Below are 25,769 nucleotides of genomic sequence, written 5' to 3' on the forward strand. Positions count from 1 at the left end.
CTCGCTCCCACATTTGGACCGAGCCCAATCTGCCAACTCCGAGGCCCAGCATGTCGTTTGATCTCGCCGCGCGCCTCGCTGCCCGCCGTACAGAACACCTCTATCGCCAGCGCCCGCTGCTGCAAAGTCCTCAAGGTCCGCAAGTGGTGGTGGATGGCCAAGCGTTGTTGGCCTTTTGCAATAACGATTACCTGGGGCTGGCCAATCACCCTCAAGTGATCGAAGCCTGGCGCGCCGGAGCGTCCCGCTGGGGCGTGGGCGGCGGGGCGTCGCATTTGGTGATTGGCCACAGTACGCCGCATCACGCCTTGGAAGAGGCCTTGGCTGACCTCACCGGTCGACCGCGTGCGCTGCTGTTCAGCACCGGTTACATGGCTAACCTCGGCGCGGTCACGGCGCTGGTGGGGCAGGGCGATACAGTGCTGCAAGACCGCCTCAACCATGCCTCGCTGCTGGATGCCGGTTTATTGTCCGGTGCGCGTTTCAACCGTTACCTGCACAACGACGCCGTAAGCCTGGCCAAGCGCCTTGAGAAGGCCAGCGGCAATACGCTGGTGGTGACCGATGGTGTGTTCAGCATGGACGGCGACCTCGCCGATCTGCCCGCGCTGGTTCGCGAAGCCCGGGCCAGGGGCGCGTGGCTGATGGTCGATGATGCCCACGGCTTCGGCACGCTGGGCGCCACTGGCGGTGGCATCGTCGAGCATTTCGGCTTGAGCCTGGACGACGTGCCGGTGCTGGTTGGCACCCTGGGCAAGGCATTCGGTACGGCTGGCGCCTTTGTTGCCGGCAGCGAAGAGTTGATTGAAAGCCTGATCCAGTTCGCTCGACCCTACATCTACACCACCAGCCAACCCCCGGCCCAGGCCTGCGCGACCCTGAAAAGCCTGGAGTTGCTGCGCACCGAACACTGGCGGCGTGAGCATTTGAACGCGCTGATCCGCCAGTTCCGCCAGGGCGCCGAGCAGATCGGCCTGGAGTTGATGCACAGCTTCACGCCGATCCAGCCGATCATGATCGGCGACAGCGGCCGGGCGATTCGCCTGTCGCAGATGCTGCGTGAGCGCGGCTTGATGGTAACGGCGATCCGCCCGCCCACCGTGCCCGCCGGCACCGCGCGTTTGCGGGTGACCTTGTCGGCGGCCCACAGTGAGGCCCAGGTGCAGCTATTGTTAAACGCATTGGAAGAGTGTTTCCGCTTGTTGGGTGAGGAGCCCGAGCATGCGTGATCGACTGATATTGCTCCCCGGCTGGGGGCTTGGGGTATCGCCGCTGGAACCCTTGGCCGCTGCGTTGCGCGGGTTGGACGAACACTTGCGGGTAGATATCGAGCCCTTGCCGGAGCTGGATTGCAGCGACCTCGACGAATGGCTCGATGAACTTGACGCGACCTTGCCGGACAATGCCTGGCTCGGCGGTTGGTCCCTGGGCGGCATGCTCGCGTCCGAACTGGCAGCGCGGCGTGGTGAGCGCTGTTGCGGGTTGCTGACCTTGGCCAGCAACCCGTGTTTTGTCGCCCATGCTGGCTGGCCGAGCGCGATGCCCGGCGAAACCTTCGATGCGTTCCTGGCCGGTTGCCATGCCGACTCCCAAGTCACCCTCAAGCGTTTCGGCCTGCTCTGCGCCAAGGGCGCGGAAGACCCCAGGGGACTGGCGCGGTTGCTGGTCAGCAGTGCGCCGAAGACCTCCTCCAAAAGCTTGATGAGTGGCCTGGAGTTACTCGCGCAACTGGATACGCGTGATGCCCTGCAAGCCTTCCGTGGCCCGCAACTGCACGTGTTTGCCGGCCTGGATGAATTGGTGCCCTGCGAGGCTGCGACTGAGTTGCTGAAGTTATTGCCCGATATCGAGATCGGCCTGATTGAACAGGCCGGACACGCCTTTCTTCTGGATAACCCCCACGGAGTGGCGGGGGCGATTCAGGCTTTTTTGCATGAGTGCGGTGATGACTGATTTATCCCATCCTCCACTGCCGGGCGCCTTGCCTGACAAGCGCCAGGTCGCGGCGTCCTTTTCCAGGGCCGCGTCCAGCTATGACAGCGTCGCCGCGCTGCAGCGCGACGTGGGCGGCGCGTTGCTCGGGCGTCTGCCATCTGGATTCAGGCCGCAACGTTGGCTCGACCTGGGCTGCGGCACCGGCTATTTCAGTCGTGCGTTGAACGCGGCGTTTCCCCAGGGGCACGGCGTGGCGCTGGATATCGCCGAAGGCATGCTCAATCACGCACGGCCCTTGGGCGGCGCCGAACATTTTGTCGTCGGCGATGCCGAGCGCCTGCCGCTGCAGGATGGCTGCTGCGAGTTGATTTTTTCCAGCCTGGCGGTGCAGTGGTGCGCGGATTTCGCCTCGGTGCTCAAGGACGCGCAACGCGTATTGCAGCCGGGTGGTGTGATGGCGTTTGCCAGCCTGTGCGTCGGGACTCTGGATGAGCTGCGCGAAAGTTGGCGGGCGGCGGATGGCATGGTTCACGTCAATCGCTTTCGACCGTTCACTGCCTATCAACAGCTGTGCGCAGCCAGCGGACTGCGTGTGGTGAGTTTGGAGCGACGTGCTCACGTCGTGTATTACCCGGACGTGCGCAGCCTGACCCATGAATTGAAAGCATTGGGCGCGCACAATCTGAATCCGGGGCGTCCTGGCGGCTTGACCGGGCGGGCGCGGATTGTTGCGCTGGTTCAAGCGTACGAGCAGTTCCGCCAGGCCAAGGGCCTGCCGGCAACTTATCAAGTGGTGTACGGCGTGCTGGAGAAACCGCTATGAGTGCTGCGTATTTCATCACCGGTACCGATACTGATGTCGGCAAGACGACGATCGCCGCCGGGCTGCTGCATGCCGCTCGACAGGCAGGCAAGAGCACCGCTGCGGGCAAACCGGTGGCCTCGGGCTGTGAACTGACGCCCAAAGGCCTGCGCAACGCCGATGCCCTGGCATTGCTCGCCGAATGCTCGTTGCCGCTGACTTACACCGAGGTCAATCCGCTGGCGTTCGAGCCGGCTATTGCACCTCATCTGGCGGCGCGGGAGGCTGGCGTGGCGTTGACCGTGCAAGCCTTGTTGACGCCGATGCAGCAGATCCTCGCCAAGCAAGCGGATTTCACCTTGATCGAAGGTGCGGGCGGATGGCGTGTACCGTTGGCCGATCAGGACAACCTTTCGGACCTGGCCAAGGCATTGCAACTGCCGGTGATTCTGGTGGTGGGGGTTCGCCTCGGGTGTATCAACCACGCGCTATTGAGCGCCGAAGCCATCGCCCGCGACGGTTTGCCTCTGGCCGGCTGGGTGGCCAATATCATTGATCCCAAGACCTCTCGCCTGGAGGAAAATCTCGGGACCCTGGCCGAACGCCTGCCCGCACCGTGCCTGGGGCGGGTGCCCAGGCTCAAGCAACCGGCTGCCGAAGCGGTGGCCGGGTACTTGCAGTTGGACCTGCTTGATTGATTTTCTTAACGGTTAAGGCACTGTGCCATTAGTGTTTTTGACGGGCCTTTTGCCTGATTGTCTGCTTCAATAAGGATTCACGCTTTATTGCAAGGCAGGTTCACGCGATGGAAATCTCTGGAAGCAGTGCGTTTTATTCGGGACTGAGCAGTATTCAGGCCGGGCAGAACCGTGTCGACCAAGCCGCCGGCAAGATCGCCAGTGCTGCCACCACCCAGCCGTCGGACGCTCAGAATGATCGGCTGCGCGCGGTTGATCGCGGCCAACCGACCACCTCGGCAAGCAATATGGTGGAAATGGCCGAAGGCAAGTTTCAAGTGGAGCTGGGTGTAAAAGTCGCCAAGGCCTCCGACGAAATGCTCGGTACGTTGATCGATACCTACGCTTGATTCCATACCTCCTTTTTTGTAGAAGCGAGGGAGCGTCTCGCTCTTGCTCGCGAAGAACGCCAAGGCGCCGCGTTCATTCTGAATCCACGCATTAGCGTTGACGTTTTTCGCGAGCACGCTCGCTCCTACAGACCTGCATTAGCCCTACTGGCAGCTTTCAACTTTGAAATTTGATGCGGCATGCGCTGCAGGCCTCGCCGTGCCTGCTATTGATCCCTGTCAAGACAAACGGCAGCCGAAGGGCGCTTGACAAGGATTGGTCGTAAACGTATGTTTCAAACAACTGTTTGACCGCTACAACAAATCCACGCGGTTGTTCATTCCAGGATTCATCAGCAGAGGTTTATCGCTATGCCTGACTACAAGGCCCCCTTGCGTGATATTCGCTTCGTTCGTGACGAACTGCTCGGCTACGAAGCGCACTATCAGAGCCTGCCGGCTTGCCAGGACGCTACCCCGGACATGGTTGACGCCATTCTCGAAGAAGGCGCCAAGTTCTGTGAGCAAGTGCTGGCACCGCTGAACCGCGTGGGTGACATCGAAGGGTGTACCTGGAGCGAGTCAGGCGTTAAAACCCCCGCTGGTTTCAAAGAAGCCTACAAGCAATTCGTCGAAGGCGGCTGGCCGAGCCTGGCCCACGACGTTGCACACGGCGGCCAAGGCCTGCCGGAATCCCTGGGCCTGGCCGTCAGCGAGATGGTCGGCGAAGCCAACTGGTCGTGGGGCATGTACCCAGGCCTGTCCCATGGCGCGATGAACACCATTTCCGAGCACGGCACGCCCGAGCAGCAAGACGCTTACCTGACCAAACTGGTGTCGGGCGAGTGGACCGGCACCATGTGCCTGACCGAACCGCACTGCGGCACCGACCTGGGCATGCTGCGCACCAAGGCCGAGCCTCAGGCCGACGGTTCCTACAAGGTTTCCGGGACCAAGATCTTCATCTCGGCCGGTGAACACGACATGGCCGACAACATCGTCCACATCGTGCTGGCTCGCCTGCCGGATGCACCGGCCGGCACCAAAGGCATCTCGCTGTTTATCGTGCCCAAGTTCCTGCCTGGCGCCGACGGTTCGGTGGGTCAGCGCAATGCCGTGTCCTGTGGTTCCCTGGAACACAAAATGGGTATCCACGGTAACGCCACTTGCGTGATGAACTTTGACGCGGCCACCGGTTTCCTGATCGGCCCGGCGAACAAAGGCCTCAATTGCATGTTCACCTTCATGAACACCGCTCGCCTGGGGACCGCGCTGCAAGGCCTGGCCCACGCCGAGATCGGTTTTCAGGGCGGTCTGAAATATGCGCGTGATCGCTTGCAAATGCGTTCCCTGACGGGCCCGAAAGCGCCGGACAAGGCGGCCGACCCGATCATCGTGCACCCTGATGTACGCCGCATGCTGCTGACCATGAAAGCCTTCGCCGAAGGTAACCGTGCGATGGTGTACTTCACCGCCAAGCAAGTGGACGTGGTCAAGTACGGCACTGACGAGGAAGCCAGGAAACAGGCTGACGCGCTCTTGGCCTTCATGACCCCGATTGCCAAGGCGTTCATGACCGAAGTCGGTTTCGAGTCCGCCAACCACGGCGTGCAAATCTACGGCGGTCACGGCTTTATCGCCGAGTGGGGCATGGAGCAGAACGTTCGCGACAGCCGTATCTCGATGCTGTACGAAGGCACCACCGGGATTCAGGCGCTGGACTTGCTCGGCCGCAAGGTGCTGATGACCCAGGGCGAAGCGCTCAAGGGCTTCACCAAGATCGTGCACAAGTTCTGCCAGGCCAACGAAGGCAACGAAGCGGTCCAAGAGTTCGTTGCACCGCTGGCCGCACTGAACAAGGAATGGGGCGAGTTGACCATGAAGGTCGGCATGGCGGCGATGAAGGACCGTGAAGAAGTCGGTGCGGCGTCGGTGGACTACCTGATGTACTCCGGCTATGCCTGCCTGGCTTACTTCTGGGCCGACATGGCACGCCTGGCCGCCGAGAAACTGGCTGCCGGTACCAGCGAAGAGGCGTTCTACACCGCCAAGCTGCAGACGGCGCGTTTCTACTTCCAGCGCATCCTGCCGCGTACCCGCACTCATGTCGCGACCATGCTGTCGGGCGCCAACAACCTGATGGACATGAAAGAAGAGAACTTCGACCTGGGTTACTAAGCCCTTGCAGGTTCACGCCAGGACCGCCGCTCTTTCGGGAGCGGCGGTTTTTTTTGAGCGAAAAAAACCTGAGTTGCGCGCTCAGGGATCGGGTTTTGCAGCCGTTACAGTGATGGCAATGTGATACAGGTCACAGCGAGTGTGCTTAACTGGCTGAAGTGAAGGCATTTTGCCATTTTTTGTGGGTCGGAGTTCTACCCTTGTCGCGCGCGTCTGCCGTACGTTTCAGCCATTTCCTACCATCGTTGCTGTTATTGCTGGCGGGGGTAGCGGCTGCGTACGCCAAGGACCTCAACGTTTTCTTCACCTCGCTGTTCAACGTGCTGCCGACCCTGGTGTTGCTGCTGGGCGGTGCGTATTGCGCGGTGTACCGCCGTCAGCGTGAACTGTTTCTGATGATCAGCGTGTACATCGCCTATTTCCTGCTGGATACCCAGACCGATTTCTACCGGGATCACGGTCGGGTGCGAGATGACGCCGCCGTGGCGTTCCATCTGGTGTGTCTGCTGCTGCCGCTGCTGTTCAGCGTTTACGCGTTGTGGCAGGAAAAAACCCACCTGTTCCGCGACTTTGTCGCACGGTGTGCCGTGGTGCTTGCCTTGGGCAGTGTTGCACTGGCCCTTGAACAACGTTATCCCCAGGCGCTGCTGGACTGGCTGGCGGAGATTCGCTGGCCGGCGTTGCATGGTTCCTGGATGAGTTTGATCCAACTCTCATACCCGATGTTCGTGTTGGGTTTTATCGCGCTGGCGCTGCAGTACTGGCGCGAACCAAGACCCCTGCATGCGGCACAGTTGGTGGGGTTGCTGGGAATGTTCTGGATGTTGCCCCAGACCTTTATCCTGCCGTTTACGCTGAACATCATGTGCAGTCAGGTGATGCTGATGATCGCTGCGGGCGTCGCCCATGAGGCTTATCAGATGGCCTTTCGCGATGAACTGACCGGCTTGCCTGGGCGACGTGCGCTGAATGAGCGGATGCAGCGCCTGGGGCGCAATTATGTGCTGGCCATGAGTGACGTTGATCATTTCAAGCGTTTCAACGATACCCATGGACATGACGTGGGTGACCAGGTTCTGCGGCTGGTGGCCAGCAAATTGTCGAAAGTCGGCGGCGGCGGTCGGGCCTATCGCTACGGTGGCGAAGAGTTTGCCGTGGTGTTTGCCGGCAAGACCCTGGATGAGTGCATGCCGCATCTGGAGCAGATCCGCGAAGCCATCGCCCACTACCACATCAAGTTACGCAACCTGGACAGTCGACCCCAGGACGATCATCAGGGCCGGCAGCGCCGTGCGGGCAGCGGCGCTACCAGTGTTTCGGTGACGGTGAGCATTGGCGTGGCCGAACGCCAGTCCGAGCAGCGCACGCCGGAAGAGGTGCTCAAGTGCGCCGACCAGGCGCTATACAACGCCAAGGGCGCGGGGCGTAACTGCGTGGTAGCCGCTGGCCAGAACCGCCGTGGTGCAGTGCGCATGCAAAGCGCTGCCGGTTGAGTGATGGTGGTGTATTCAGCGCCTGTACAGTGATTGTCCAGGGTGCCGCGCGGCAGTAGCTTGGAGCCATCTGCCGCCGGAGATATCACCATGCCCGACTATAAAGCTCCCCTGCGTGACATGCGTTTTCTGATCGATCATGTCTTTGACTTTCATGGCCACTACGCGGGACTGGGCGCTACCGACGCCAGTCCGGACATGGTCAGCGCGATCCTCGAAGAAGGCGCCAAGTTCTGCGAAAACGTGCTCTCCCCGTTGAATCGCTCCGGGGATGAAGAAGGCTGCCATTTTGATAACGGTGTGGTGACCACGCCCAAGGGCTTCAAGGAAGCGTTTGCGCAATACGTCGAAGGCGGCTGGCACGGCGTGGCAGCAGACCCGGCTTATGGCGGGCAGGGCTTGCCGTCGTCCCTGGGCCTGGTGTTGAGCGAAATGATCGGCTCCAGCAACACGTCGTGGGGCATGTACCCCGGGCTGACCCACGGCGCCATGTCGGCGATTCACGCCCATGGCAGCCAGGCCCAGAAAGACACCTATCTGAGCAAACTGACTGCCGGCCAATGGACGGGCACCATGTGCCTGACCGAAGCCCATTGTGGCACGGATCTGGGCATCATCAAGACCCGCGCCGTGCCCCAGGCCGATGGCAGTTATGCGCTGACCGGCAGCAAGATCTTCATCTCGGCCGGCGAGCACGACATGAGTGAGAACATCATCCACCTGGTGCTGGCCAAATTGCCGGATGCGCCGGCCGGCACCAAGGGAATCTCGCTGTTTATCGTGCCCAAGTTTCTGCCGGATTCGGGTGAGCGCAACGGAGTGAGCTGCGGCTCCATCGAGCACAAGATGGGGATCAAGGCGTCTGCCACCTGTGTGCTGAACTTCGATGGCGCCGAGGGGTATTTGATCGGTGAGGCGAACAAAGGCCTCAACTGCATGTTCACCATGATGAATCACGCACGCCTGGGCACCGGCATGCAGGGCCTGTGCAATGGCGAAGCGAGCTTCCAGGGCGCGGTCAAATACGCCAATGATCGCCTGCAAATGCGCTCCCTGACAGGCCCGAAAGCGCCGGACAAGGCCGCCGACCCGATCATCGTGCACCCCGATGTGCGGCGCATGTTGCTGACCATGAAAGCCTTCAACGAAGGCAATCGCGCGCTGGCCTATTTCACCGCACAGTTGCTGGACACGGCGCACCTGAGTGCCGATCCGGATCAGCGCCAGGAGGCCGAGGATCTGTTGGCATTTCTCACGCCGATCTGCAAAGCCTTCATGACCGAAACCGGGCTGGAGGTGACCAATCACGGCATGCAGGTGTTTGGTGGCCACGGTTTTATTCGCGAATGGGGCATGGAGCAGTTGGTCCGCGATTGTCGGATTGCGCCGATCTATGAAGGCACCAACGGCATACAGGCCCTGGATTTGCTGGGCCGCAAGGTGCTGGGTAGCCAGGGCAAGTTGTTGCGTGGTTTCACCAAAATCGTGCATAAGTTCTGCGCCGCCAATACCGAGCATCCGCAGTTGAAAGTCCAGGTGGCGAAGCTCAATCAGTTGAATCAGCAATGGGGCGAGCTGACGGCCAAGGTCGGCATGGCGGCGATGAAGAATCCCGATGAGGTCGGCGCTGCGGCCCTCGATTATTTGATGTACAGCGGCTACATCATCCTCGGCTACCTGTGGCTGCGCATGGCCCTGGTCGCCCAGGCGCAGATAGACAATGGCAGCGGCGACCCTGACTACGCCCGTGGCAAGCTGGCCACCTGTGAGTTCTACTTCAAACGCCTGTTGCCGCGCACCGCAACCCATCGAGCGTCGGTGGAAGCGGGCAGCGAATGCCTGATGAGCCTGCCGGCGGAGTTGTTTGCGCTATAACGGTGTATGACCAAAAAATACTAATCAGTCACAAGCAGACCCTATGTGTCGCAAAAGTTGTTCGGTTACACTCGGGGTCTGTGAAACCGATCCTACCGAATCACTTTTAACGTTCTCACGAGGTTTGCCATGGCTGACTACAAAGCGCCGCTGCGCGATATGCGCTTCGTCCTTAACGAAGTATTCGAGGTCGCCAAGTTGTGGGCACAACTGCCGGCCCTGGCAGAAACCGTCGACGCTGAAACCGTCGAGGCGATCCTTGAGGAAGCCGGCAAAGTCACTGCCAAGACCATCGCGCCGCTGAGCCGTGGCGGTGACGAGGAAGGTTGCCGCTGGGACAACGGCGTGGTCACCACGCCGGCGGGTTTCCAGCAAGCTTATAAAACCTACGCCGAAGGCGGCTGGGTGGGCGTGGGCGGCGATCCAGCCTACGGCGGCATGGGCATGCCCAAGGCGGTTTCGGCCCAGGTCGAGGAAATGATCAACTCTTCGGGGCTGGCGTTCGGCCTGTACCCGATGCTGACATCCGGCGCCTGTGTGTCGATCAACACCCACGCCAGCGACGAACTGAAAGCCACTTACCTGCCGAACATGTACTCCGGCGTGTGGGCCGGTTCCATGTGTCTGACCGAGCCCCATGCCGGCACCGACCTGGGGATTATCCGCACCAAGGCCGAGCCTCAGGCGGACGGCTCCTACAAGATCAGTGGGACCAAAATCTTTATCACCGGTGGCGAACACGACCTCACCGAAAACATTATCCATCTGGTGCTGGCCAAACTGCCGGACGCCCCGGCGGGGCCCAAGGGCATCTCGCTGTTCCTGGTGCCCAAGTTCCTGGTCAATGTCGATGGCAGCCTCGGTGCGCGCAACCCGGTGAACTGCGGTTCCATCGAACACAAAATGGGGATTCAGGCGTCCGCGACCTGCGTGATGAACTTCGACGAAGCCGTCGGCTATCTGGTCGGCGAACCGAACCGAGGCCTGGCGGCGATGTTCACCATGATGAACTACGAGCGTCTGGGCGTGGGTATTCAGGGGCTGGCGTCCGGTGAGCGTTCCTACCAGAACGCGATTGAATACGCCCGTGACCGTGTGCAAAGCCGTTCGCCCACCGGGCCCAAGGCCAAGGACAAGATCGCTGACCCGATCATCGTCCACCCGGATGTGCGTCGCATGCTGTTGACCATGAAAGCCGCGAACGAAGGCGGTCGTGCGTTCTCCACCTATGTGGCGATGCAACTGGACACGGCCAAGTTCAGCGAAGACGCGGTCACCCGTAAACGCGCGGATGACCTGGTGGCGTTGCTGACACCTGTGTCCAAGGCGTTCCTGACCGACCTGGGCCTGGAAACCACCGTTCACGGCCAGCAGATTTTCGGCGGTCATGGCTACATCCGCGAATGGGGCCAGGAGCAACTGGTGCGTGATGTGCGCATCACCCAGATCTACGAAGGCACCAACGGCATTCAGGCCCTGGACTTGGTGGGGCGCAAGATCGTGGGCAGCGGCGGGGCGTTCTACACCTTGTTTGCCGACGAAGTGCGCCACTTCATCGCCACGTCCAACCAAGACCTGGCCGAGTTCACCAAGCCGCTGAGCGCCGCGGTGGATGAGCTTGACGCGTTGACCGCGTGGGTCCTGGATCGCGCCAAGAGCAATCCGAATGAAATCGGCGCGGCTTCGGTGGAATATCTGCATGCATTCGGTTACATGGCCTACGCCTACATGTGGGCGCTGATGGCCAAGGCGGCGTTGGGGAAAGAGGCCCAAGAGGATTTCTACGCCAGCAAGCTGGGCACAGCGCGTTTCTACTTTGCCCGTCTGTTGCCGCGCATTCACTCCCTGAGTGCCGCGGTGAAAGCTGGCAGCGAATCGTTGTTCCTGCTGGACGAAGCGCAGTTCTAGAGTAGGAAGGGTTTGTAAGCATTCTCTTACATGACGTGCTGCTGTTCGTCCTCTATCGCCACATTGGATCCACGGTTAATCTACTTCACATGGACGTCGCGCAGGAAGCGCAAAGCAACAACACGGACACGTAGGATTCTGCCAGGATGGCGGAGTGAAATGGATGTCAGGGAAACAGTCTGCAAAGCCCCGCTTCGGCGGGGTTTTCTTTTGTCCGCGAAAAACTTCAGGTCAGCCCGTCCAGTGGCGCCATCGGTCCATGTGGGCCATTCATCACGTCTTCGAGCAAGGTGCGCAACAACTTCAGTGTTGCCTGTTGCCGCTGCACATCCCGACACACCAACCCCACTTTCAATGGCACCCGCGGTTCACTCAAGGGTTTCCATAGCAATGCCTGGTGGCTGTGCTCGTCCTGAGAACGTCCGGGCAGTACGGTGGCCAGCCTGGTATGGGGCAGACTGTCGAGAATCCCGACCATGGTATTCAGCTCAGCCTGTACCTGTGGCCGGCGTCCGAGGTTGGCCAGTTGAGCTTGCCAGATCTGCCTGACCTGAAATTCCTCGCCGAGTAACAACATGGGCAATTCGGCGGCCTGCTTCAGGGAGACTTTCTTGAATTCGCGCAGTGGATGTTCAGCCGGTATCACGACCTTCAGCTCATCTTCGTACAACAAGACCCCGTGCAAGCCGGGTTGGCGTGGCGGCAGGTAACTGATGCCGATGTCCAGCGAGCCATTGAGCAAGCGTCGCTCGATCTCAAGGCCGGTCAACTCATAGATTTGCACGACCAGGTGCGGTTGGGCTTTGCGCACGCGTTCCAGCATTTTTGGGACCAGACTGGTGTGCACGGTTTGCAGCACGCCGATGGCCAAGGTGCGCAACGCCTGACCCTTGAAGTGACGCAGGGCCTCGATCGCCTGTTGCATGCCGTCGAGCAGCGGCAAGGCGTGGTTATACAGGGTGTGGGCAGCCAACGTCGGCAGCAGCCGCTTGCTGCTGCGTTCGAACAGGCTCACGTCGAGGTTTTGCTCGAGCTGGCGGATCTGCTGCGACAGCGCCGGCTGGGAGATCGACAGGCGCTCGGCGGCGCGGCCTACGTGGCCTTCCTCATACACCGCGACGAAATAACGCAGTTGCTTGAAATCCATAAGTAATGCTTATCGAAAAAGCTGGAAAATCGAAATGGCTGTTCGCCCCCGAGGCGCCTAGTCTAGCGCCTAATCACAAGGCTTACAGGGCCAGATCGCGCGATGAATAGCGTTTACGTCGATGGTGTTTACATAGGCAAGACAAAATACCTCAGGGGCGAAGTCTGTACACAAGCGGTTGCCAGGCGGCGCCGGTTATGGGTGGAAGGGGCACGCGTATGAATCTGTTTAACCTGCGTCGCCCCGGCCCCAGCCTTGACGACCTGATCCTGGAGTCCCGGCCAGTGACGCTGCGCGATAACCTTTGCACCCAGTGCCTGATGCCCAGCGTGGAGCGACCGTCCCAGGTATTTGTGCGTGGCCAGGGTTCCTGGCTGTGGGACAGCGATGACTGCGCCTATCTCGACTTTTCCCAGGGCGGCGCTGCCAATAGCCTGGGACACAGCCCGTCGGTGCTGGTCGCTGCCCTGGCGGACCAGGCGCAAGCGCTGATCAACCCAGGTAACGGCCTGCACAATCGCGCTCAGTTGAATTTGGCTGAGCGCCTGTGCCACAGCACTGGCAGCGACCAGGCCCATGTGCTCAACACCGGCGCGGAAGCCTGTGAGGCGGCGATCAAACTGGCGCGCAAATGGGGCCAACTGCATCGCGGCGGCGCTCACCACATCATCACCGCCAGCAGCGCGTGTCACGGTCGCAGCCTGGGTGCAATGGCGGCGTCGGCGGATTCGCGCCAGAACCGTTTCGAACCGCAATTGCCTGGCTTCAGCCATGTCCCGTTCAATGACCTGCCCGCGCTGCATGCAGCGGTGGACGCACAAACCGTGGCAATCATGCTGGAGCCGATCCAGAGCGCGGCCGGCGTCATTCCGGCGAGCGAAGAATATCTCAAGGGTGTCGAACGGCTGTGCCGCGAACTGGGGATCCTGTTGATCCTCGATGAAGTGCAGAGCGGAATCGGCCGCTGCGGCAGTTTGCTCGCGGAGCAGCATTATGGCGTGCGTGCCGACATCATCGCCCTCGGCAAAGGCCTGGGCGGCGGCGTGCCATTGGCCGCTTTGCTGGCCCGGGGCAAAGCCTGTTGTTTTGAGTGGGGCGAGCTGCAAGGCACTCATCACGGCAACGCCTTGATGGCGGCTGCCGGGGTTGCCGTGCTCGACACCGTGCTGGACAGCAACTTTCTAGACCTCGTGCGTGCTAATGGCCAGTACCTGGGCGAAGGGCTGGCACGCCTTGCGCACCGCCACGGCCAGGGCGAACTGCGCGGTCAAGGTCTGTTGTGGGGCCTGTCCGTGTCAGATGATTCGGCAAACGCGCTAGTGAAGGCAGCGCTGCACGAAGGCCTGATCCTCAACGCGCCGCAACCCGATTGCTTGCGCTTCACTCCGGCGCTGACCGTCAGCAAAAGCAATATCGACGAAATGCTCTTGCGCCTGACCCGCGCCTTCGCCCGCGTCCACACCGCCCAAGTGCAATGCCGCAAAGGCATCGCCGTTTAACCCCGGATTCCTGAACCGTCTCGCGGTATACGCGGCGCCCCAGCCTGGTTTGTTTGGCTGGGGCGTTTTTTTGTCTCGAGGGTTTTCCGATCGAAAAGGGTGCTTGAGCGGTGGTGAAAACAATGGCTTTTTGGCGGACATCGGCAAGGACTGCCGAGAGCACTGAGGATGTATCGGTGCTTTAATTCTTTAATTCATACCACTCAGTGGTATATATATGGGAAGGGATTTCCATGACGCCGAGGTTATTCAAGACGCGGCACTTCGCAATCGCGGCCGGTAAGGCCTCGATAGACGATTCAGAGCTTAAGGATGCCTTCAGGGAAATGCTCAAGGGGCAAGCGGATAACCTGGGAGGTGGAGTTTGGAAAAAACGCCTCAAGCAAAACCGGCATCGTTCCATTGTCTTGGCCAAGACGTACGAAGCTTTAAGCGATTCACAGCTCCAGCAGTTACTGGAGCTGAGGGCGTTTGTGGAGATATATCATGAGCAAAAAATATGAAAGTGAAGCACTTGAGTCGATTCATGAATCCGCCACCGCGCTGTATTCAATCGGGGCCATCAGCAAGACCACGCTGCGCCAGTTCGATGCGGCTTGTCTGGCTCCGGTGCCGAAGCAGATTCCTGCGGAGCAAATCAAGCAGATCCGCGAACGTAGCCACGTAAGCCAGCCCGTATTTGCCCGTTATCTGAACACCAGTGCGTCCACGGTGAAACAGTGGGAATCAGGTGAAAAACGTCCCAGTGGCATGGCGCTCAAGTTACTCAGCATCGTGCAGAAACACGGCTTGGAAATCCTTGCCTGAAGAGGACGCTGGCCCCGTGCCGGATTCCACTGAACCCTCACGAATGCTCAAGGTCGATTAGCTGTACGGCTCACACGAGCCGATTTTCAGGAGCTGAACCCATGGACATCATTCGTATCATCATCGCCATTCTGTTGCCGCCGTTGGGTGTGTTCCTGCAAGTGGGTTTCGGCGGCGCGTTCTGGCTGAATATCCTGCTGACGCTGTGCGGCTACATCCCGGGCATCGTGCATGCGGTCTACATCATCGCCAAACGCTAAGCCGTCAGCCTTTCGCAATCAGGCGTGAATTCCGCTCGTTGCGAAAGGCCAGTTGCTCGATGGTCTGCGTGGCCTGTTCGGCCTCGAGGCGGGCGTTGAGGATAATGCCGTGATCGGCGGACTTGCTGCACACCGGGTCGGCATTGCTGGCGTCACCGGTCAGCATGAACGCCTGGCAACGGCAGCCGCCAAAGTCCTTTTCCTTCTCGTCGCAGGAGCGGCACGGCTCGGGCATCCAGTCATAGCCACGAAAGCGGTTGAAGCCAAACGAGTCGTACCAGATGTGTTGCATGGTGTGATCGCGCACATTGGGAAACTGCACCGGCATCTGTCGGGCGCCGTGGCAGGGTAGCGCTGTACCGTCCGGCGTCACCGTCAGAAAGATACTGCCCCAGCCGTTCATACAGGCTTTGGGGCGTTCTTCGTAGTAGTCCGGGGTGACGAAGATCAGTTTGCACGGATGACCTTCGGCTTCCAGTTTGGCGCGGTACTCGTTGGTGATGCGTTCGGCGCGGGTCAGTTGTTCCTGGGTCGGCAGCAAGCCGACACGATTGAGCTGGGCCCAGCCATAAAACTGGCAGGTGGCGAGTTCGACGAAGTCGGCCTCAAGCGCGATGCACAGCTCGATGATGCGGTCGATCTTGTCGATATTGTGCCGATGCGTGACGAAGTTCAGCACCATCGGATAACCATGGGCTTTTACCGCGCGGGCCATTTCCAGCTTTTGCGCAAAGGCTTTTTTCGAGCCGGCCAACAGGTTATTCACCTGTTCGTCGCTGGCCTGGAAGCTGATCTGGATATGGTCGAGGCCGGCTTTCTTGAAGTCGCTGATCTTTTGCTCGGTGAGGCCGATGCCAGAGGTGATCAGGTTGGTATAGAACCCCAGCTTGCGGGCCTCGCCAATCAGCTCGGCGAGGTCCTGGCGCACCAGCGGTTCACCGCCGGAAAAACCCAGTTGCGCGGCGCCCATTTCCCTTGCTTCACGAAATACCTTGATCCATTGCTCGGTGCTCAGTTCCTTGCCTTGCTCCGCAAAATCCAGCGGATTGGAGCAATAGGGGCATTGCAGCGGGCAGCGATAGGTCAGCTCCGCCAACAGCCAGAGCGGCAGGCCAATGTCGGGTTTTTCAGGCAAGTTCGATCCAGTGCTGTGCACGGGCGACCTCCATGAATTGCTCGATGTCGTCACCGAGTTCAGGCACGCCGGGGAATTGCTTCTCCAGTTCAGCGACAATCGCCGCCACATCCCGCTCGCCATCAATCAAGCCGCCAATCAGCGCGGCACTTTCGTTGAGCTTGATCATGCCTTCCGGGTACAGCAGTACATGACCTTTTTGTGCGGGTTCATACTGGTAACGGTAGCCTTGGCGCCAGGTCGGTTTTTTGCTGCGGTCGAAACTCATAGGCTGATCCCCTTATGCCAGACCCGTTGCTCGGTCACGCTGTGATACGGCGGGCGTTTCAGTTCGTAGGCCATGCTCATGGCATCGAGCATGCTCCACAGGATGTCCAGTTTGAACTGGAGAATTTCCAGCATGCGCTCCTGGCCTTCGCGGGTGGTGTAGTGCTGCAGGGTGATGGCCAGCCCGTGCTCGACATCACGTCGAGCCTGGCCCAGGCGCGTGCGGAAATATTCGTAACCAGTGGGGTCGATCCACGGGTAATGCTGGGGCCAGCTGTCGAGCCGCGATTGATGGATCTGCGGGGCGAACAGTTCGGTCAGTGAGCTGCTGGCCGCTTCCTGCCAACTGGCGCGGCGGGCAAAGTTGACATAGGCATCGACGGCAAAACGCACGCCGGGCAATACCAGTTCCTGGGAGCGCAGTTGGTCCGGGTCCAGGCCAACCGCTTGACCCAGCCGCAGCCAGGCTTCGATACCACCGTCTTCGCCAGGTGCCCCATCGTGATCGAGCAGGCGCTGAATCCACTCGCGACGGATTTCCCGGTCCGGGCAATTGGCCAGGATCGCAGCGTCCTTGAGGGGAATGTTGACCTGGTAATAGAAGCGATTGGCGACCCAGCCCTGGATCTGCTCGCGGCTGGCGCGGCCTTCATACATCGCCACATGATAAGGGTGGTGGATATGGTAGAAAGCGCCCTTGGCCCGCAAGGCCTGTTCAAATTCAGTCGGGGACAGCGGTTGTTTGGTCATGGGGTCGCTCCTACAACTCAATGCTCATGCCATCGTAGGCCACTTCAACATTGCGTCGTGCCAGTTCGGCGCGCTCGGCTGAGTCTTCGTCGAGAATCGGGTTGGTGTTGTTGATGTGGATAAGCACCTTGCGTTGCTTTGGCAACTGTTCGAGTACTTCCAACATGCCACCTGGGCCATTTTGCGCCAAGTGGCCCATTTCACGGCCGGTCCGGGTGCCTACGCCGCGACGTTGCATTTCGTCGTCGTCCCACATCGTGCCGTCCACCAGCAGGCAGTCGCTGGCGGCCATGATGTTCAACAGGGGTTCGTCCACCTTGCCCAGGCCAGGGGCGTAGAACAGCTTGCCGCCACTGCGCAGGTCTTCGACGATCAAGCCGATGTTATCGCCTGGGTGCGGGTCGAAACGGTGCGGCGAGTAGGGCGGCGCGGCGCTGCGCAGCGGTAGCGGGGTGAAGCGCAGGTGGGGACAGGCTGGAATGGTAAAGCTTGCGTCCAGCTCGATGCGCTTCCAATCCAGGCCGCCGTTCCAGTGGGCCAGCATGCCGAACAGCGGGAAGCCGGTGCTCAGGTCTTCATGGACCATGTCGGTGCACCACACTTGATGCGGGCAGCCTTCGCGCAGGCTCAGCAGACCGGTGGTGTGGTCGATCTGGCTGTCCATCAGGATGATTGCGCTGATACCGGTATCGCGCAGGGCGCGGCCGGGTTGCATCGGCGCGAAGCTCTGCAATTGCGCACGGATATCCGGGGAGGCGTTGCACAGTACCCAGTTCACCCCGTCGTCGGAAATCGCGATGGACGACTGGGTGCGCGCATGAGCACGCAGGCTACCGTCACGAAACCCCGCGCAGTTCACGCAGTTGCAGTTCCACTGCGGGAAACCGCCGCCGGCGGCGGAACCTAGAATCTGGACAAACATCGCCGCTCCTCTACACAAGACTCAAAATAAAAACGCCCCGGCGAGCCGAGGCGTTGCAGTGCAATACAAAGCCAATCAGCGGCTGGCAAAGTACATGGTGACTTCAAAGCCGATACGCAGATCAGTGTAAGCAGGTTTGGACCAAGTCATGTTCATACTCCTACGAAGGGATGGGATGTTTACTACCAACTAATACATATAGTCCACCTCCTACCGGAGATGTTCAGATGCGTGCAGGGAATATTACGCAATTATTCTCGAGTTAGCGCTGTCTCGACAGAAAAAGCCTGTTGCAGCATCGGCAATGATTAGCCCGCCGGGAGCCACGCGCCTGCCACGGGCGCGCCGTTGGCCACACAGCGCCAGCCGCCTGCGGCTTGGTTGAGCGACTGTGCAGCGTTCAACAGGTCCTCACGGCTACAGGTTTTGATCAACTGTTGGAGCTGTTCCAGGTAATCCGACCGATGGCCCGCCAGATGTGCCTGCCAGAGCAGCTCGGCAGCTTGAGCGGTGGGTAATGCCTGTGGCGAGAACTGCTCGGCCAGGACCAGGCAGCCTGGATCCTCCTGAGTGTCGATCAAGTCAGGCAGATGGGTGAGGAATGTCTGCACCTGTTCGAGTATGTCCTCCAGCGTAACGCTGGGCGATTGCACGCCAAACAGCAGGCCGGTTTGTCCGTTGATTTGTCGGATGCCGCTGAACACCGCGTAGCCCACTTGCTGTTCGACCCGCAGGCGCTGATAGAACGGTGCCTGGAGTACGTGTGCGAGCAGTCGCCAGGCGGTTTCGTCGGCCAGGCTGTGTGTCGGCGCCGGACAAAAGAGTAGTAATGCGGCGTCGCTGGAGTCGGTGCTCACTTCATGCCAGAGGTGTTGGCCGTTGAGGGACCACGGAGGCGCTTCAAGCGCCGCAGGCTGGCCCGGCAGACGCGCCGCCGCATGCCGGATGGCCTGTTCACAAGCCGTCGGCAAACCCGCTGCAAGTCCGTGCCAACGCGCGTTTGACCACATTCCGGGTAGATCACCGAGGTGTGCCTGAGTCGTGCCAGGCTGGACTCCGGCACAACAGGCCGGCAGGGCCTTGAGCAGCTCACGGATTGCAATCATGGGCACAGGGCGGGGCAGCTCTGCTTGCCAACGCTGTTCGTCGGGCTGGACCAGGCTGCGGGCCAGCTGTTCCAGTATGGCCGGCATGGGATCATGAAGTCCGCTCATTTTCAGCTGCCAGGCATTGCCTGACGCCTCGAAGGACAATTCGACGCCTGCCTGACGGGCGTTTTCCCGCAACGGCTCCAAAGTGTGTGCCAGGCGCGGGAAGAAGTCTGTTTGCAGCGGCGAATCCAGCTGCCAGCGCAGGTAAAGCGCGCCTTCGTCGATGTCATCCGGCAGCGCGTGGCTGAAAGTCAGGGCTGTCAGCTCCCGTCTGCCGCGCGAGCGGTCCTGGGCAAAGGTCCGCAGGCCGCGATGGGCGCTGGTCTGGCCGCGAATCAGGCCGGGACGCTCCGCTCTGCTGGCTGGCTGCAGAAACGGGTTGTCGGGTGGGAGCTGCCAACTGACTGTGGCGGGCGCCAGGTGCAGCGCGTTGAGCAATGCCCTGAGCGCGTGGCAATGCTGGTCGGACAGTTGCGGAGCGAGGTTTTCCGTGGCGTGACGCGCCAATGCGAGGGCGCCGCGAATCTGTTGCTGGCGACTGATCAGCCGTGCGTATTCCGCGCGCAGGACGCCCCAGTCGCAGTGTGCGAAAAAGCTGAGCCAGTCGTACAAAAGTGCTTCGATCTCTGTGGCCTGTTGCGCCCCGTTGGCCCCCAAGGTGAAGTCAATATCCAACAGTGCCTGCCCGGAGAACTGGTACAGCACCTTTGCGTCCAGCGCGGTCACCCAGTGTCTGGCCTTCAGTTCGGCAAACAGTCCACCCGGGGCCGAGGCATTGAGCCAGGTACAGAGAAAGTCCAGCGCTTCACGGGGCGCGTTGCAGGCAATGAGCTGGTGCAGGTGCTGTGTGTCCGCATATTGGAAGCTCGATTTATCACCGCTCATCAACGCCGGTGGCGCTTCCTGGGGGCGTCTCGGCCCGGACCGCAGGCCTGCGCTGAACTGCTCGGCCAACGCCTGCAGTGCTTCCAGAGGTTGCGGACCGGCCAGGCTCAAGGTCATTTGTCCGCTCTGATAGAAACCTTCATAAAAACCACGCAGCGCCTGCTGAAAATCCTCACGCGGCACCGGCAAGCTGTCCCGATTGCCAGCGTGAAAGCCGCGCAGCGGGTGATCCGCCGCCAGGCCTTCCAGCACCGTCCGTTGGTGTTGCGCCTGGGCATCCTGGGACCAGGCGATGAATTCCGCCTGCAGCACTTCACGCTCCCGCATCTGATCGTCCAGCGCCAGGCGCGGATGAGTCAGCATATCGCCCAGGCGTTCCAGCGCAGCGCTGAAGGATGAGGAGGGCACTTCAAAGAAAAAATCGGTCGTGCGTTCGCGAGTGCTGGCATTGACCTGTCCGCCATGGCGTTGCACGTAGGCCATCAGCCCTTGATTCGTCGCAAAGCGCTCGGTACCGATAAACAACAGATGTTCAAGAAAGTGCGCCAGCCCCGGCCAGGCCAATGGCACGTCATGGCTGCCGGCAGCGACCCTCAAGGCCGCCGCGCAGCGCTTGAGGCGTGGCGCATGGTGCAGGAAAACCTGCAGGCCGTTGGCCAGGGTCAGGTGCAGGAAATGAGGGTGGGCCGGCGCAGGCATGAGCACTTCCGAAATGTAGGAAGTGCCTATGCTAGCAAACCCGCCGGATCAGGGCTTGTGCAGCGCGCTGTAGAGCTCGGGTCGCCGGTCTTGCAGGTAGTGATTGGCGGCGCGGGCGAGAATGATCGATTGGCGTTCCAGGGTCCCGATTATCAAGGCTTCATCCAGCCCAGCCAGGGCGATGCGATCCCCATTGGGCGCGGCAATGCTGCTTTGCCCACAATATTGAATCTCGCCTTCGTGCCCGCAGTAGTTGGCGTAGGCTACGTAGCACTGGTTTTCAAAAGCCCGTGCCCGCACGGTGACCTCGGCGACAAAGTCGAACGGCACCATATTGGCGGTGGGCACCAGGATCAATTGCGCGCCGGCCAGGGCCAGGCGTCGGGCATTTTCCGGAAACTCCAGGTCATAGCAGATCAGAAAGCCAAGCTTCCAGCCGTTCAGCTCGACAATGGGGAGCTCGTCGTCGCCGGCACTGAACATCGAATGATCAAGGTCGCCGAACAGGTGCGTCTTGCGGTAATTGCACAGGCGCTGGCCGTTGGCGTCGATCAACTGCACGGCGTTGTAGATCTGCCCATCCTCGGCCCGTTCCGGGTAACCGTAGAGAATCGCCAAGCCACAGCTTTGCGCCAGATTGGCAATGTACTGCGCAGACTCGCCATCCCGGGCTTCAGCCAGGGCGCCCACCGCCTCGAAGCCGATGTTGTAGCCGGTCAGGAACATCTCCGGCAATACCAGCAAATCGACATCGCCGGCCTCCAGCGCTATCTGGTGCAGGCGGGTGAGATTAGCCTCCACGTCCAGCGGCAACGGCGGACATTGGTACAGGGCGACACGCATGGCTTGGTTCCTTATTCGGCCAGGGCAATTGGCCCGATGTCGTCGAACACATCGCCTGGCCCCGGGTTCTCTGGGTGGGTGCTGCCACCAAAGTGGGTCATGATTCCCCACACCGCGTTCAGCGAGGTCTGCACCGCGCCTTCGACCCAGGCCGGGGTCCAGGACACGTCGTCACCGGCGATGAAAATCCCCCGTTGCTCCGCCGGCATGTCCTTTTGCATGAAGTGCGCGTACATCCGTTGGTTATAGCGGTAATGGCCCGGCAACGCACCTTTGAACGCGCCGAGAAAGTGCGGATCGGCCTCCCAGGATACGGTGATCGGGTCGCCAATGATGCGCGCCGCAATATCGACTTTCGGGTAGATCTTTTTCAGTGCGTCGAGGGCCAGTTTCACGCGCTTTTCGATGGGTTGCGGCAGCATCTTCAGCGCGTCGCTCATCCACGAGTAGGACAGGCAGATGACGCCCGGCTTGTCGTCGCCGTTATCGAACAGGTAGGTGCCACGAGTCAGGCGATCGGTGAGGGTCATGCTCATCAGGTCGCGGCCGGTTTGCGGGTCTTTGTCCTTCCAGAATGGCCGGTCGACCATGACGAAAGTTTTCGAGGATTGCATATAGCGCGTGCGGTCCAGGGCCATCCACATTTTCTGCGAGAACAGGGTTTCGTCGCATTCGATCTGGGTGGTCAGCAGCCAGCTCTGGCAGGTGGTCAGGACTGCCGCGTATTCCCGGGTGTCGCCGTAGTTGTCGGTCACTGCGAAACGGCCATCGGCGGCGTGGGCAATCCGCTTGACCCCGGCCCGCGGTGCGCCATGGTGCAGCGAACTCAGGCTGGTGCCTTGCGGCCAATGCGCGCAGCGCTCCGGCACGTGGCGCCAGATGCCCATGGGCACTTGCGCCACACCGCCCACCACCAGGTGCTGGTGATCGTCGCAATTGGTCATCACCACGCGGAAGATCTCCAGCATCGAGTTGGGAAAGTCCGAGTCCCAGCCGCCGGTGCCGAACCCTACCTGACCGAACACTTCGCGGTGATGGAACGACAGCTTGGCGAACGCTTTCGAGGTGGCGACAAAATCGTAAAAGGTGCGGTCGTCCCACAACGGAACCAGCTTGTTCCACAGTTCTTTGAGGCGCGGTACGTCGCGGTCGCGGATCGCTTGCTGGATATCGCCGAATTGCGAGCCGGCTTCCAGGGCGTCGGCCCAGGCGTCAGCCACTTCCTGAAACAGCGCGGGAAGATCAGATAGTTTCTGTGCGTAGTGGGTTTGGCCTTCCAGGTCGATCACGGTGCTGCCGGATGCCGGGGTCAGCGGATTTGGGAAAGGTCGGGTCTCAAGTCCCAGCTTGTCCACATAATGGTAGAACGCCGTGGAGGACACAGGGAAACGCATGCCGCCGAGTTCCGCGATGATGCCGTCAGCGCCTTCAAAGGTCTGGGAACGCAGGCGACCGCCCATTTTCGACGCTTCGTACACCACGGGTTTGAGGCCGAGTTTCATCAATTCATAGGCTGCCACCAGTCCGGCGATCCCGGCGCCGACAATCGCCACTTCCGCGCCATGCTGGGCGGCGGGAATACAGCCCAGCCCGGCGGGGTGTTCGATCCAGTCATCGAAGGCGAACGGGAAGTCTGGGCCGAAGATGGTGATGGGTTTTTTACCGTCTGCGGGGTGGCGCTTGGTTTTGCTGAGGGTGCTGGAAGGAATGCTCATGGCTGACCTGGCTGGCGACTCGGCGGGAAATGGCCCGTGGAGTATAGGAAAAGATGGCAGCCAGTTTAGGGAGCGCCTTGCTCGTTAATAAGACACAAAGTGTTGTCGAAATGAATTGTTTTTAGTCAGAGTGACGAATGTGGCGGTTAAATTGGTTGTCCGCGATCCAATTTGTTACTGAGAATGATCGAAGTGGTGGTTTTCTCCACGCCATCGACACTGCCGATCTGGTCCAGCAGTTGATCCAGTTGTTCCGGCGAATCGGTGCGCAGCCAGGCCACATAATCAAACTCGCCGCTGACCGCACACAGCTGTTGAACCTGGGCCATCGCACTGAGGCGCCGCAGCACTTCCTTGCCCGAGCGCGGCTGTACGGTGATCCCCACATACGCCTGCAACCCGCCATCCACCACGCGCTGCCCGAGGCGCACGCCATAGCCGGTGATGACCTGGGTTTTTTCCAGGCGCGCCAGGCGAGACGTCACCGTGGTACGGGCGATGCCCAACTGCCGGGCAAGCATGGCGACGCTTTCGCGGGCGTTGATCTGCAAGGCAGCGATCAACTGACGGTCGATTTCATCAAGGACGGGAGGGCGGTTGACGGACAAGGTGGTCTCCGACGTGGGCGGCAATGGGGCAGCATGTTACAGGCTCATGCTCGGTGGTGCTGGATCTCACGCATATATAGGTGTAAAGCTTTAAAGCCGGTTTGTGTGGCGCCGATGTACCTGCCAGGGGTTTGGATAGGGTGTTTTTCTGCCAATGCTCTTTTGCGTATTGGATACGGTCAAGGTGCTAAGAAGAAAAAGTTCTGAGGAGGATCCTTATGGTCGAATGGCTGTTTTCCGGTATAGGGGCGACTCTCCTATCCGATTGGTTAAAAGAGCGTAGAAGTCGAAAGCAAAACCTGCCTTACCCGCAAGACATGCGGCCGCTTGTATTCCAGGACTCTTCATATGCGTTGGCGGTCGGAGAAAAAATAAGCTTCATACGCACCGATATCTTGAATTTGAGCTTGAGGCAGCTAAGCGAAATCTTAGAGATTAAAAAGGTTTCTGATCTCGAAAAGTATGAGTCAGGTGTCGAAGAGTTTCCGCTTCCACTCTTGAAGAAGTTTGAAGCATGTTTTTCTGTCAGGCCAGAGTATTTGGATGGGGTCAGTGAAAGCATTTTTTCGAGTTTTCACTTGTGTGAATTTGAAGTTGAACGCTACCTCTCGCAAGGTTATAACCCCATTGTGCTGTGCTGTCCTGACGAGAGAAGTGAGCTGTTTTGTAAAATCGCTTTTGAGAGAAGTGAAGGCGCGTTTTCGAAAATTGTAATTGGAGATTTGTTGTGCTCGTTTGCTTCTAGCGGTGGCGGCCAGATAAATATTCAAATATTAATTCATGCTTTATTGAGACGAGGCGCTTCTTATAAGGATGTGAGGATCTTAAAAGTTACGCGCCGTGCCTGGGAGCTGATGCGACGAGGAGCTTACTATCATCAGGATGATTTTCATCGCTGTACGGATTGGGAGTGCCAAGAGGTATTCGTCAAGTGGTTTGGCCAAAGCGAAGCGTCCAATAAGCGCTGGAACTTAAGGTTGTCGGAGAAATGATTTGGGGGGGACCACAAAAGCAATAAGAAAGGGGCGGCACCTTTTCCAAGCAGAAAAATCCGCTCCCCTTTCGCAGTCTATTTTTGGAGTTTTATAAGCTTTAGTGGTTGTGATAAGTTTGCCTAAAGAAAAAGCGTTTTTATTGAAGCGGCTACCGTTGCCAGGTTAGATAGTATGTTGCTTTTTTGTTCGAGTTTCCTGATTTGGTTTATTGCTTCGGCGTCGGCATCTTCTTTTATAAGGTCTGGGCTTCCATCAGACGAGGGGGGTGGATGATTGATGTCAAGATCGAGATCGGGTGATGGAATTCGCGTGTAGCGAGACTTCGATTGAGTAAATAAACTCTCTGGAATCGTGTCGTAGTTTTCAGAGTGCTCCATCGAGATCAGTTTTTCGATGATGTCTATTTCAGAATCAATTCTTATGGCAATGGAGGCGAATGTCGTGAAGCTTATATTGTCGGAGATTATTTTTGAGCGCCAGTTATACTGATCTACTATATTGTTGTATGGGTATAGCAAGTCGAAACCTAACCGAATCATGCGATTTTGCGCACTTGATCCTAACGCTATAAGGCATGCCTGAGCCTCTGTCGCCAGCTCGCACGCCCGTGGATCACCAAATCCTGAATGCTCCGTTATGGGCTGTTTCGTCGGGTAGGTGCTCAATAATAATTTGAAATATTCGTCATGTGCCAGTTTGAGCTTTTTAAGAACGTCTATTCTTTGCATGCTTCAGTCCTTTTTCCTTTTGTCGGTTGGGTATCGAGACTAGCCTTCCAACTAAGTCTTGCATGTCTTAAATGCGTATAAGGTTTTAGCATTTGTAACTG

General features: G+C 59.4%; 25 protein-coding genes. 14 read left to right on the forward strand and 11 right to left on the reverse strand.

Annotated elements, in window-relative coordinates:
- The first annotated feature begins 50 nt into the window (after positions 1–50).
- From bioF to AC6CIA_RS12975, 9 genes are all read left to right on the forward strand, one after another.
- Positions 51–1,229 (forward strand): 8-amino-7-oxononanoate synthase, encoded by a 1,179-nt coding sequence (gene bioF, locus AC6CIA_RS12935; protein ID WP_498312482.1) that lies wholly within the window; start codon positions 51–53, stop codon positions 1,227–1,229.
- Positions 1,222–1,953, forward strand: coding sequence for an alpha/beta fold hydrolase (locus AC6CIA_RS12940; protein WP_498312484.1), 732 nt, complete (start codon positions 1,222–1,224; stop codon positions 1,951–1,953). The genes bioF and AC6CIA_RS12940 overlap by 8 nt, the downstream gene beginning before the upstream one ends.
- Positions 1,946–2,758, forward strand: coding sequence for a malonyl-ACP O-methyltransferase BioC (gene bioC, locus AC6CIA_RS12945; protein WP_498312486.1), 813 nt, complete (start codon positions 1,946–1,948; stop codon positions 2,756–2,758). Before AC6CIA_RS12940 ends, bioC begins: the two co-directional genes overlap by 8 nt.
- Positions 2,755–3,435 (forward strand): dethiobiotin synthase, encoded by a 681-nt coding sequence (bioD, locus tag AC6CIA_RS12950; protein ID WP_498312488.1) that lies wholly within the window; start codon positions 2,755–2,757, stop codon positions 3,433–3,435. Before bioC ends, bioD begins: the two co-directional genes overlap by 4 nt.
- Before the next feature lie 107 nt (positions 3,436–3,542).
- Entirely contained in the window at positions 3,543–3,824 is a 282-nt protein-coding gene (locus AC6CIA_RS12955; protein WP_339532006.1) for a pyrroloquinoline quinone biosynthesis protein PqqE, read from the forward strand.
- A 351-nt stretch (positions 3,825–4,175) separates the two neighbouring features.
- Positions 4,176–5,981: a phenylacyl-CoA dehydrogenase gene (locus tag AC6CIA_RS12960; RefSeq protein ID WP_498312490.1), complete on the forward strand. Its 1,806-nt coding sequence runs from the start codon at positions 4,176–4,178 to the stop codon at positions 5,979–5,981.
- Positions 5,982–6,181: 200 nt separating this feature from the next.
- The gene (locus tag AC6CIA_RS12965; RefSeq protein ID WP_498312492.1) at positions 6,182–7,474 is read left to right on the forward strand and encodes a GGDEF domain-containing protein; all 1,293 of its coding nucleotides are present in this window, start codon (positions 6,182–6,184) and stop codon (positions 7,472–7,474) included.
- Between the two features lie 90 nt (positions 7,475–7,564).
- The gene (locus tag AC6CIA_RS12970; protein ID WP_498312495.1) at positions 7,565–9,349 is read left to right on the forward strand and encodes an acyl-CoA dehydrogenase C-terminal domain-containing protein; all 1,785 of its coding nucleotides are present in this window, start codon (positions 7,565–7,567) and stop codon (positions 9,347–9,349) included.
- Between the two features lie 129 nt (positions 9,350–9,478).
- The gene (locus tag AC6CIA_RS12975) at positions 9,479–11,257 is read left to right on the forward strand and encodes an acyl-CoA dehydrogenase C-terminal domain-containing protein (protein WP_498312497.1); all 1,779 of its coding nucleotides are present in this window, start codon (positions 9,479–9,481) and stop codon (positions 11,255–11,257) included.
- Positions 11,258–11,483: 226 nt separating this feature from the next.
- Here the strand turns inward: AC6CIA_RS12975 and AC6CIA_RS12980 are convergent, their stop codons facing one another.
- Positions 11,484–12,404, reverse strand: coding sequence for a LysR family transcriptional regulator (locus AC6CIA_RS12980; RefSeq protein ID WP_339532001.1), 921 nt, complete (start codon positions 12,402–12,404; stop codon positions 11,484–11,486).
- A 218-nt stretch (positions 12,405–12,622) separates the two neighbouring features.
- Between AC6CIA_RS12980 and AC6CIA_RS12985 the strand changes: the two genes are divergently transcribed.
- The 4 genes from AC6CIA_RS12985 to AC6CIA_RS13000 all read left to right on the forward strand — a co-directional run bounded on the left by AC6CIA_RS12985 (position 12,623) and on the right by AC6CIA_RS13000 (position 14,970).
- Positions 12,623–13,903, forward strand: coding sequence for an aspartate aminotransferase family protein (locus tag AC6CIA_RS12985; RefSeq protein WP_498312500.1), 1,281 nt, complete (start codon positions 12,623–12,625; stop codon positions 13,901–13,903).
- A gap of 233 nt (positions 13,904–14,136) precedes the next feature.
- Positions 14,137–14,406 carry a type II toxin-antitoxin system RelE/ParE family toxin gene (locus tag AC6CIA_RS12990; protein ID WP_498312501.1) on the forward strand — a complete coding sequence of 90 codons (270 nt, stop codon included), beginning with the start codon at positions 14,137–14,139 and terminating at the stop codon, positions 14,404–14,406.
- On the forward strand, positions 14,390–14,710 hold the full coding sequence (locus AC6CIA_RS12995) for a helix-turn-helix domain-containing protein (RefSeq protein WP_498312503.1): 321 nt from the start codon (positions 14,390–14,392) through the stop codon (positions 14,708–14,710). The genes AC6CIA_RS12990 and AC6CIA_RS12995 overlap by 17 nt, the downstream gene beginning before the upstream one ends.
- A gap of 101 nt (positions 14,711–14,811) precedes the next feature.
- Positions 14,812–14,970: a YqaE/Pmp3 family membrane protein gene (locus AC6CIA_RS13000; RefSeq protein WP_033050408.1), complete on the forward strand. Its 159-nt coding sequence runs from the start codon at positions 14,812–14,814 to the stop codon at positions 14,968–14,970.
- 4 nt (positions 14,971–14,974) lie between these two features.
- Here AC6CIA_RS13000 and pqqE read toward each other — a convergent pair whose 3' ends face one another.
- From pqqE to AC6CIA_RS13045, 9 genes are all read right to left on the reverse strand, one after another.
- Complete coding sequence (gene pqqE / locus AC6CIA_RS13005; RefSeq protein WP_498312615.1) at positions 14,975–16,105, reverse strand: pyrroloquinoline quinone biosynthesis protein PqqE; 1,131 nt, start codon at positions 16,103–16,105, stop codon at positions 14,975–14,977.
- Positions 16,098–16,373: a pyrroloquinoline quinone biosynthesis peptide chaperone PqqD gene (gene pqqD / locus AC6CIA_RS13010; RefSeq protein WP_339531998.1), complete on the reverse strand. Its 276-nt coding sequence runs from the start codon at positions 16,371–16,373 to the stop codon at positions 16,098–16,100. The genes pqqE and pqqD overlap by 8 nt, the downstream gene beginning before the upstream one ends.
- On the reverse strand, positions 16,370–17,122 hold the full coding sequence (gene pqqC, locus AC6CIA_RS13015; protein WP_498312505.1) for a pyrroloquinoline-quinone synthase PqqC: 753 nt from the start codon (positions 17,120–17,122) through the stop codon (positions 16,370–16,372). Before pqqC ends, pqqD begins: the two co-directional genes overlap by 4 nt.
- A gap of 10 nt (positions 17,123–17,132) precedes the next feature.
- On the reverse strand, positions 17,133–18,044 hold the full coding sequence (gene pqqB / locus AC6CIA_RS13020; protein WP_498312507.1) for a pyrroloquinoline quinone biosynthesis protein PqqB: 912 nt from the start codon (positions 18,042–18,044) through the stop codon (positions 17,133–17,135).
- A 75-nt stretch (positions 18,045–18,119) separates the two neighbouring features.
- Complete coding sequence (gene pqqA / locus AC6CIA_RS13025; RefSeq protein WP_003194766.1) at positions 18,120–18,194, reverse strand: pyrroloquinoline quinone precursor peptide PqqA; 75 nt, start codon at positions 18,192–18,194, stop codon at positions 18,120–18,122.
- Positions 18,195–18,352: 158 nt separating this feature from the next.
- Entirely contained in the window at positions 18,353–20,779 is a 2,427-nt protein-coding gene (pqqF, locus tag AC6CIA_RS13030) for a pyrroloquinoline quinone biosynthesis protein PqqF (RefSeq protein ID WP_498312509.1), read from the reverse strand.
- 48 nt (positions 20,780–20,827) lie between these two features.
- On the reverse strand, positions 20,828–21,622 hold the full coding sequence (locus AC6CIA_RS13035) for a carbon-nitrogen hydrolase family protein (RefSeq protein WP_498312511.1): 795 nt from the start codon (positions 21,620–21,622) through the stop codon (positions 20,828–20,830).
- Between the two features lie 11 nt (positions 21,623–21,633).
- Positions 21,634–23,337: a flavin monoamine oxidase family protein gene (locus AC6CIA_RS13040; protein WP_498312513.1), complete on the reverse strand. Its 1,704-nt coding sequence runs from the start codon at positions 23,335–23,337 to the stop codon at positions 21,634–21,636.
- Positions 23,338–23,483: 146 nt separating this feature from the next.
- Positions 23,484–23,945 carry an Lrp/AsnC family transcriptional regulator gene (locus AC6CIA_RS13045; RefSeq protein ID WP_084379627.1) on the reverse strand — a complete coding sequence of 154 codons (462 nt, stop codon included), beginning with the start codon at positions 23,943–23,945 and terminating at the stop codon, positions 23,484–23,486.
- Between the two features lie 218 nt (positions 23,946–24,163).
- Here AC6CIA_RS13045 and AC6CIA_RS13050 point away from each other — a divergent pair, with 218 nt between their 5' ends.
- Complete coding sequence (locus AC6CIA_RS13050; RefSeq protein ID WP_498312516.1) at positions 24,164–24,937, forward strand: hypothetical protein; 774 nt, start codon at positions 24,164–24,166, stop codon at positions 24,935–24,937.
- A 122-nt stretch (positions 24,938–25,059) separates the two neighbouring features.
- Here the strand turns inward: AC6CIA_RS13050 and AC6CIA_RS13055 are convergent, their stop codons facing one another.
- The gene (locus AC6CIA_RS13055) at positions 25,060–25,668 is read right to left on the reverse strand and encodes a hypothetical protein (protein ID WP_498312518.1); all 609 of its coding nucleotides are present in this window, start codon (positions 25,666–25,668) and stop codon (positions 25,060–25,062) included.
- Positions 25,669–25,769: the final 101 nt, after the last annotated feature.

This window comes from Pseudomonas sp. GQ91, from assembly GCF_059758795.1.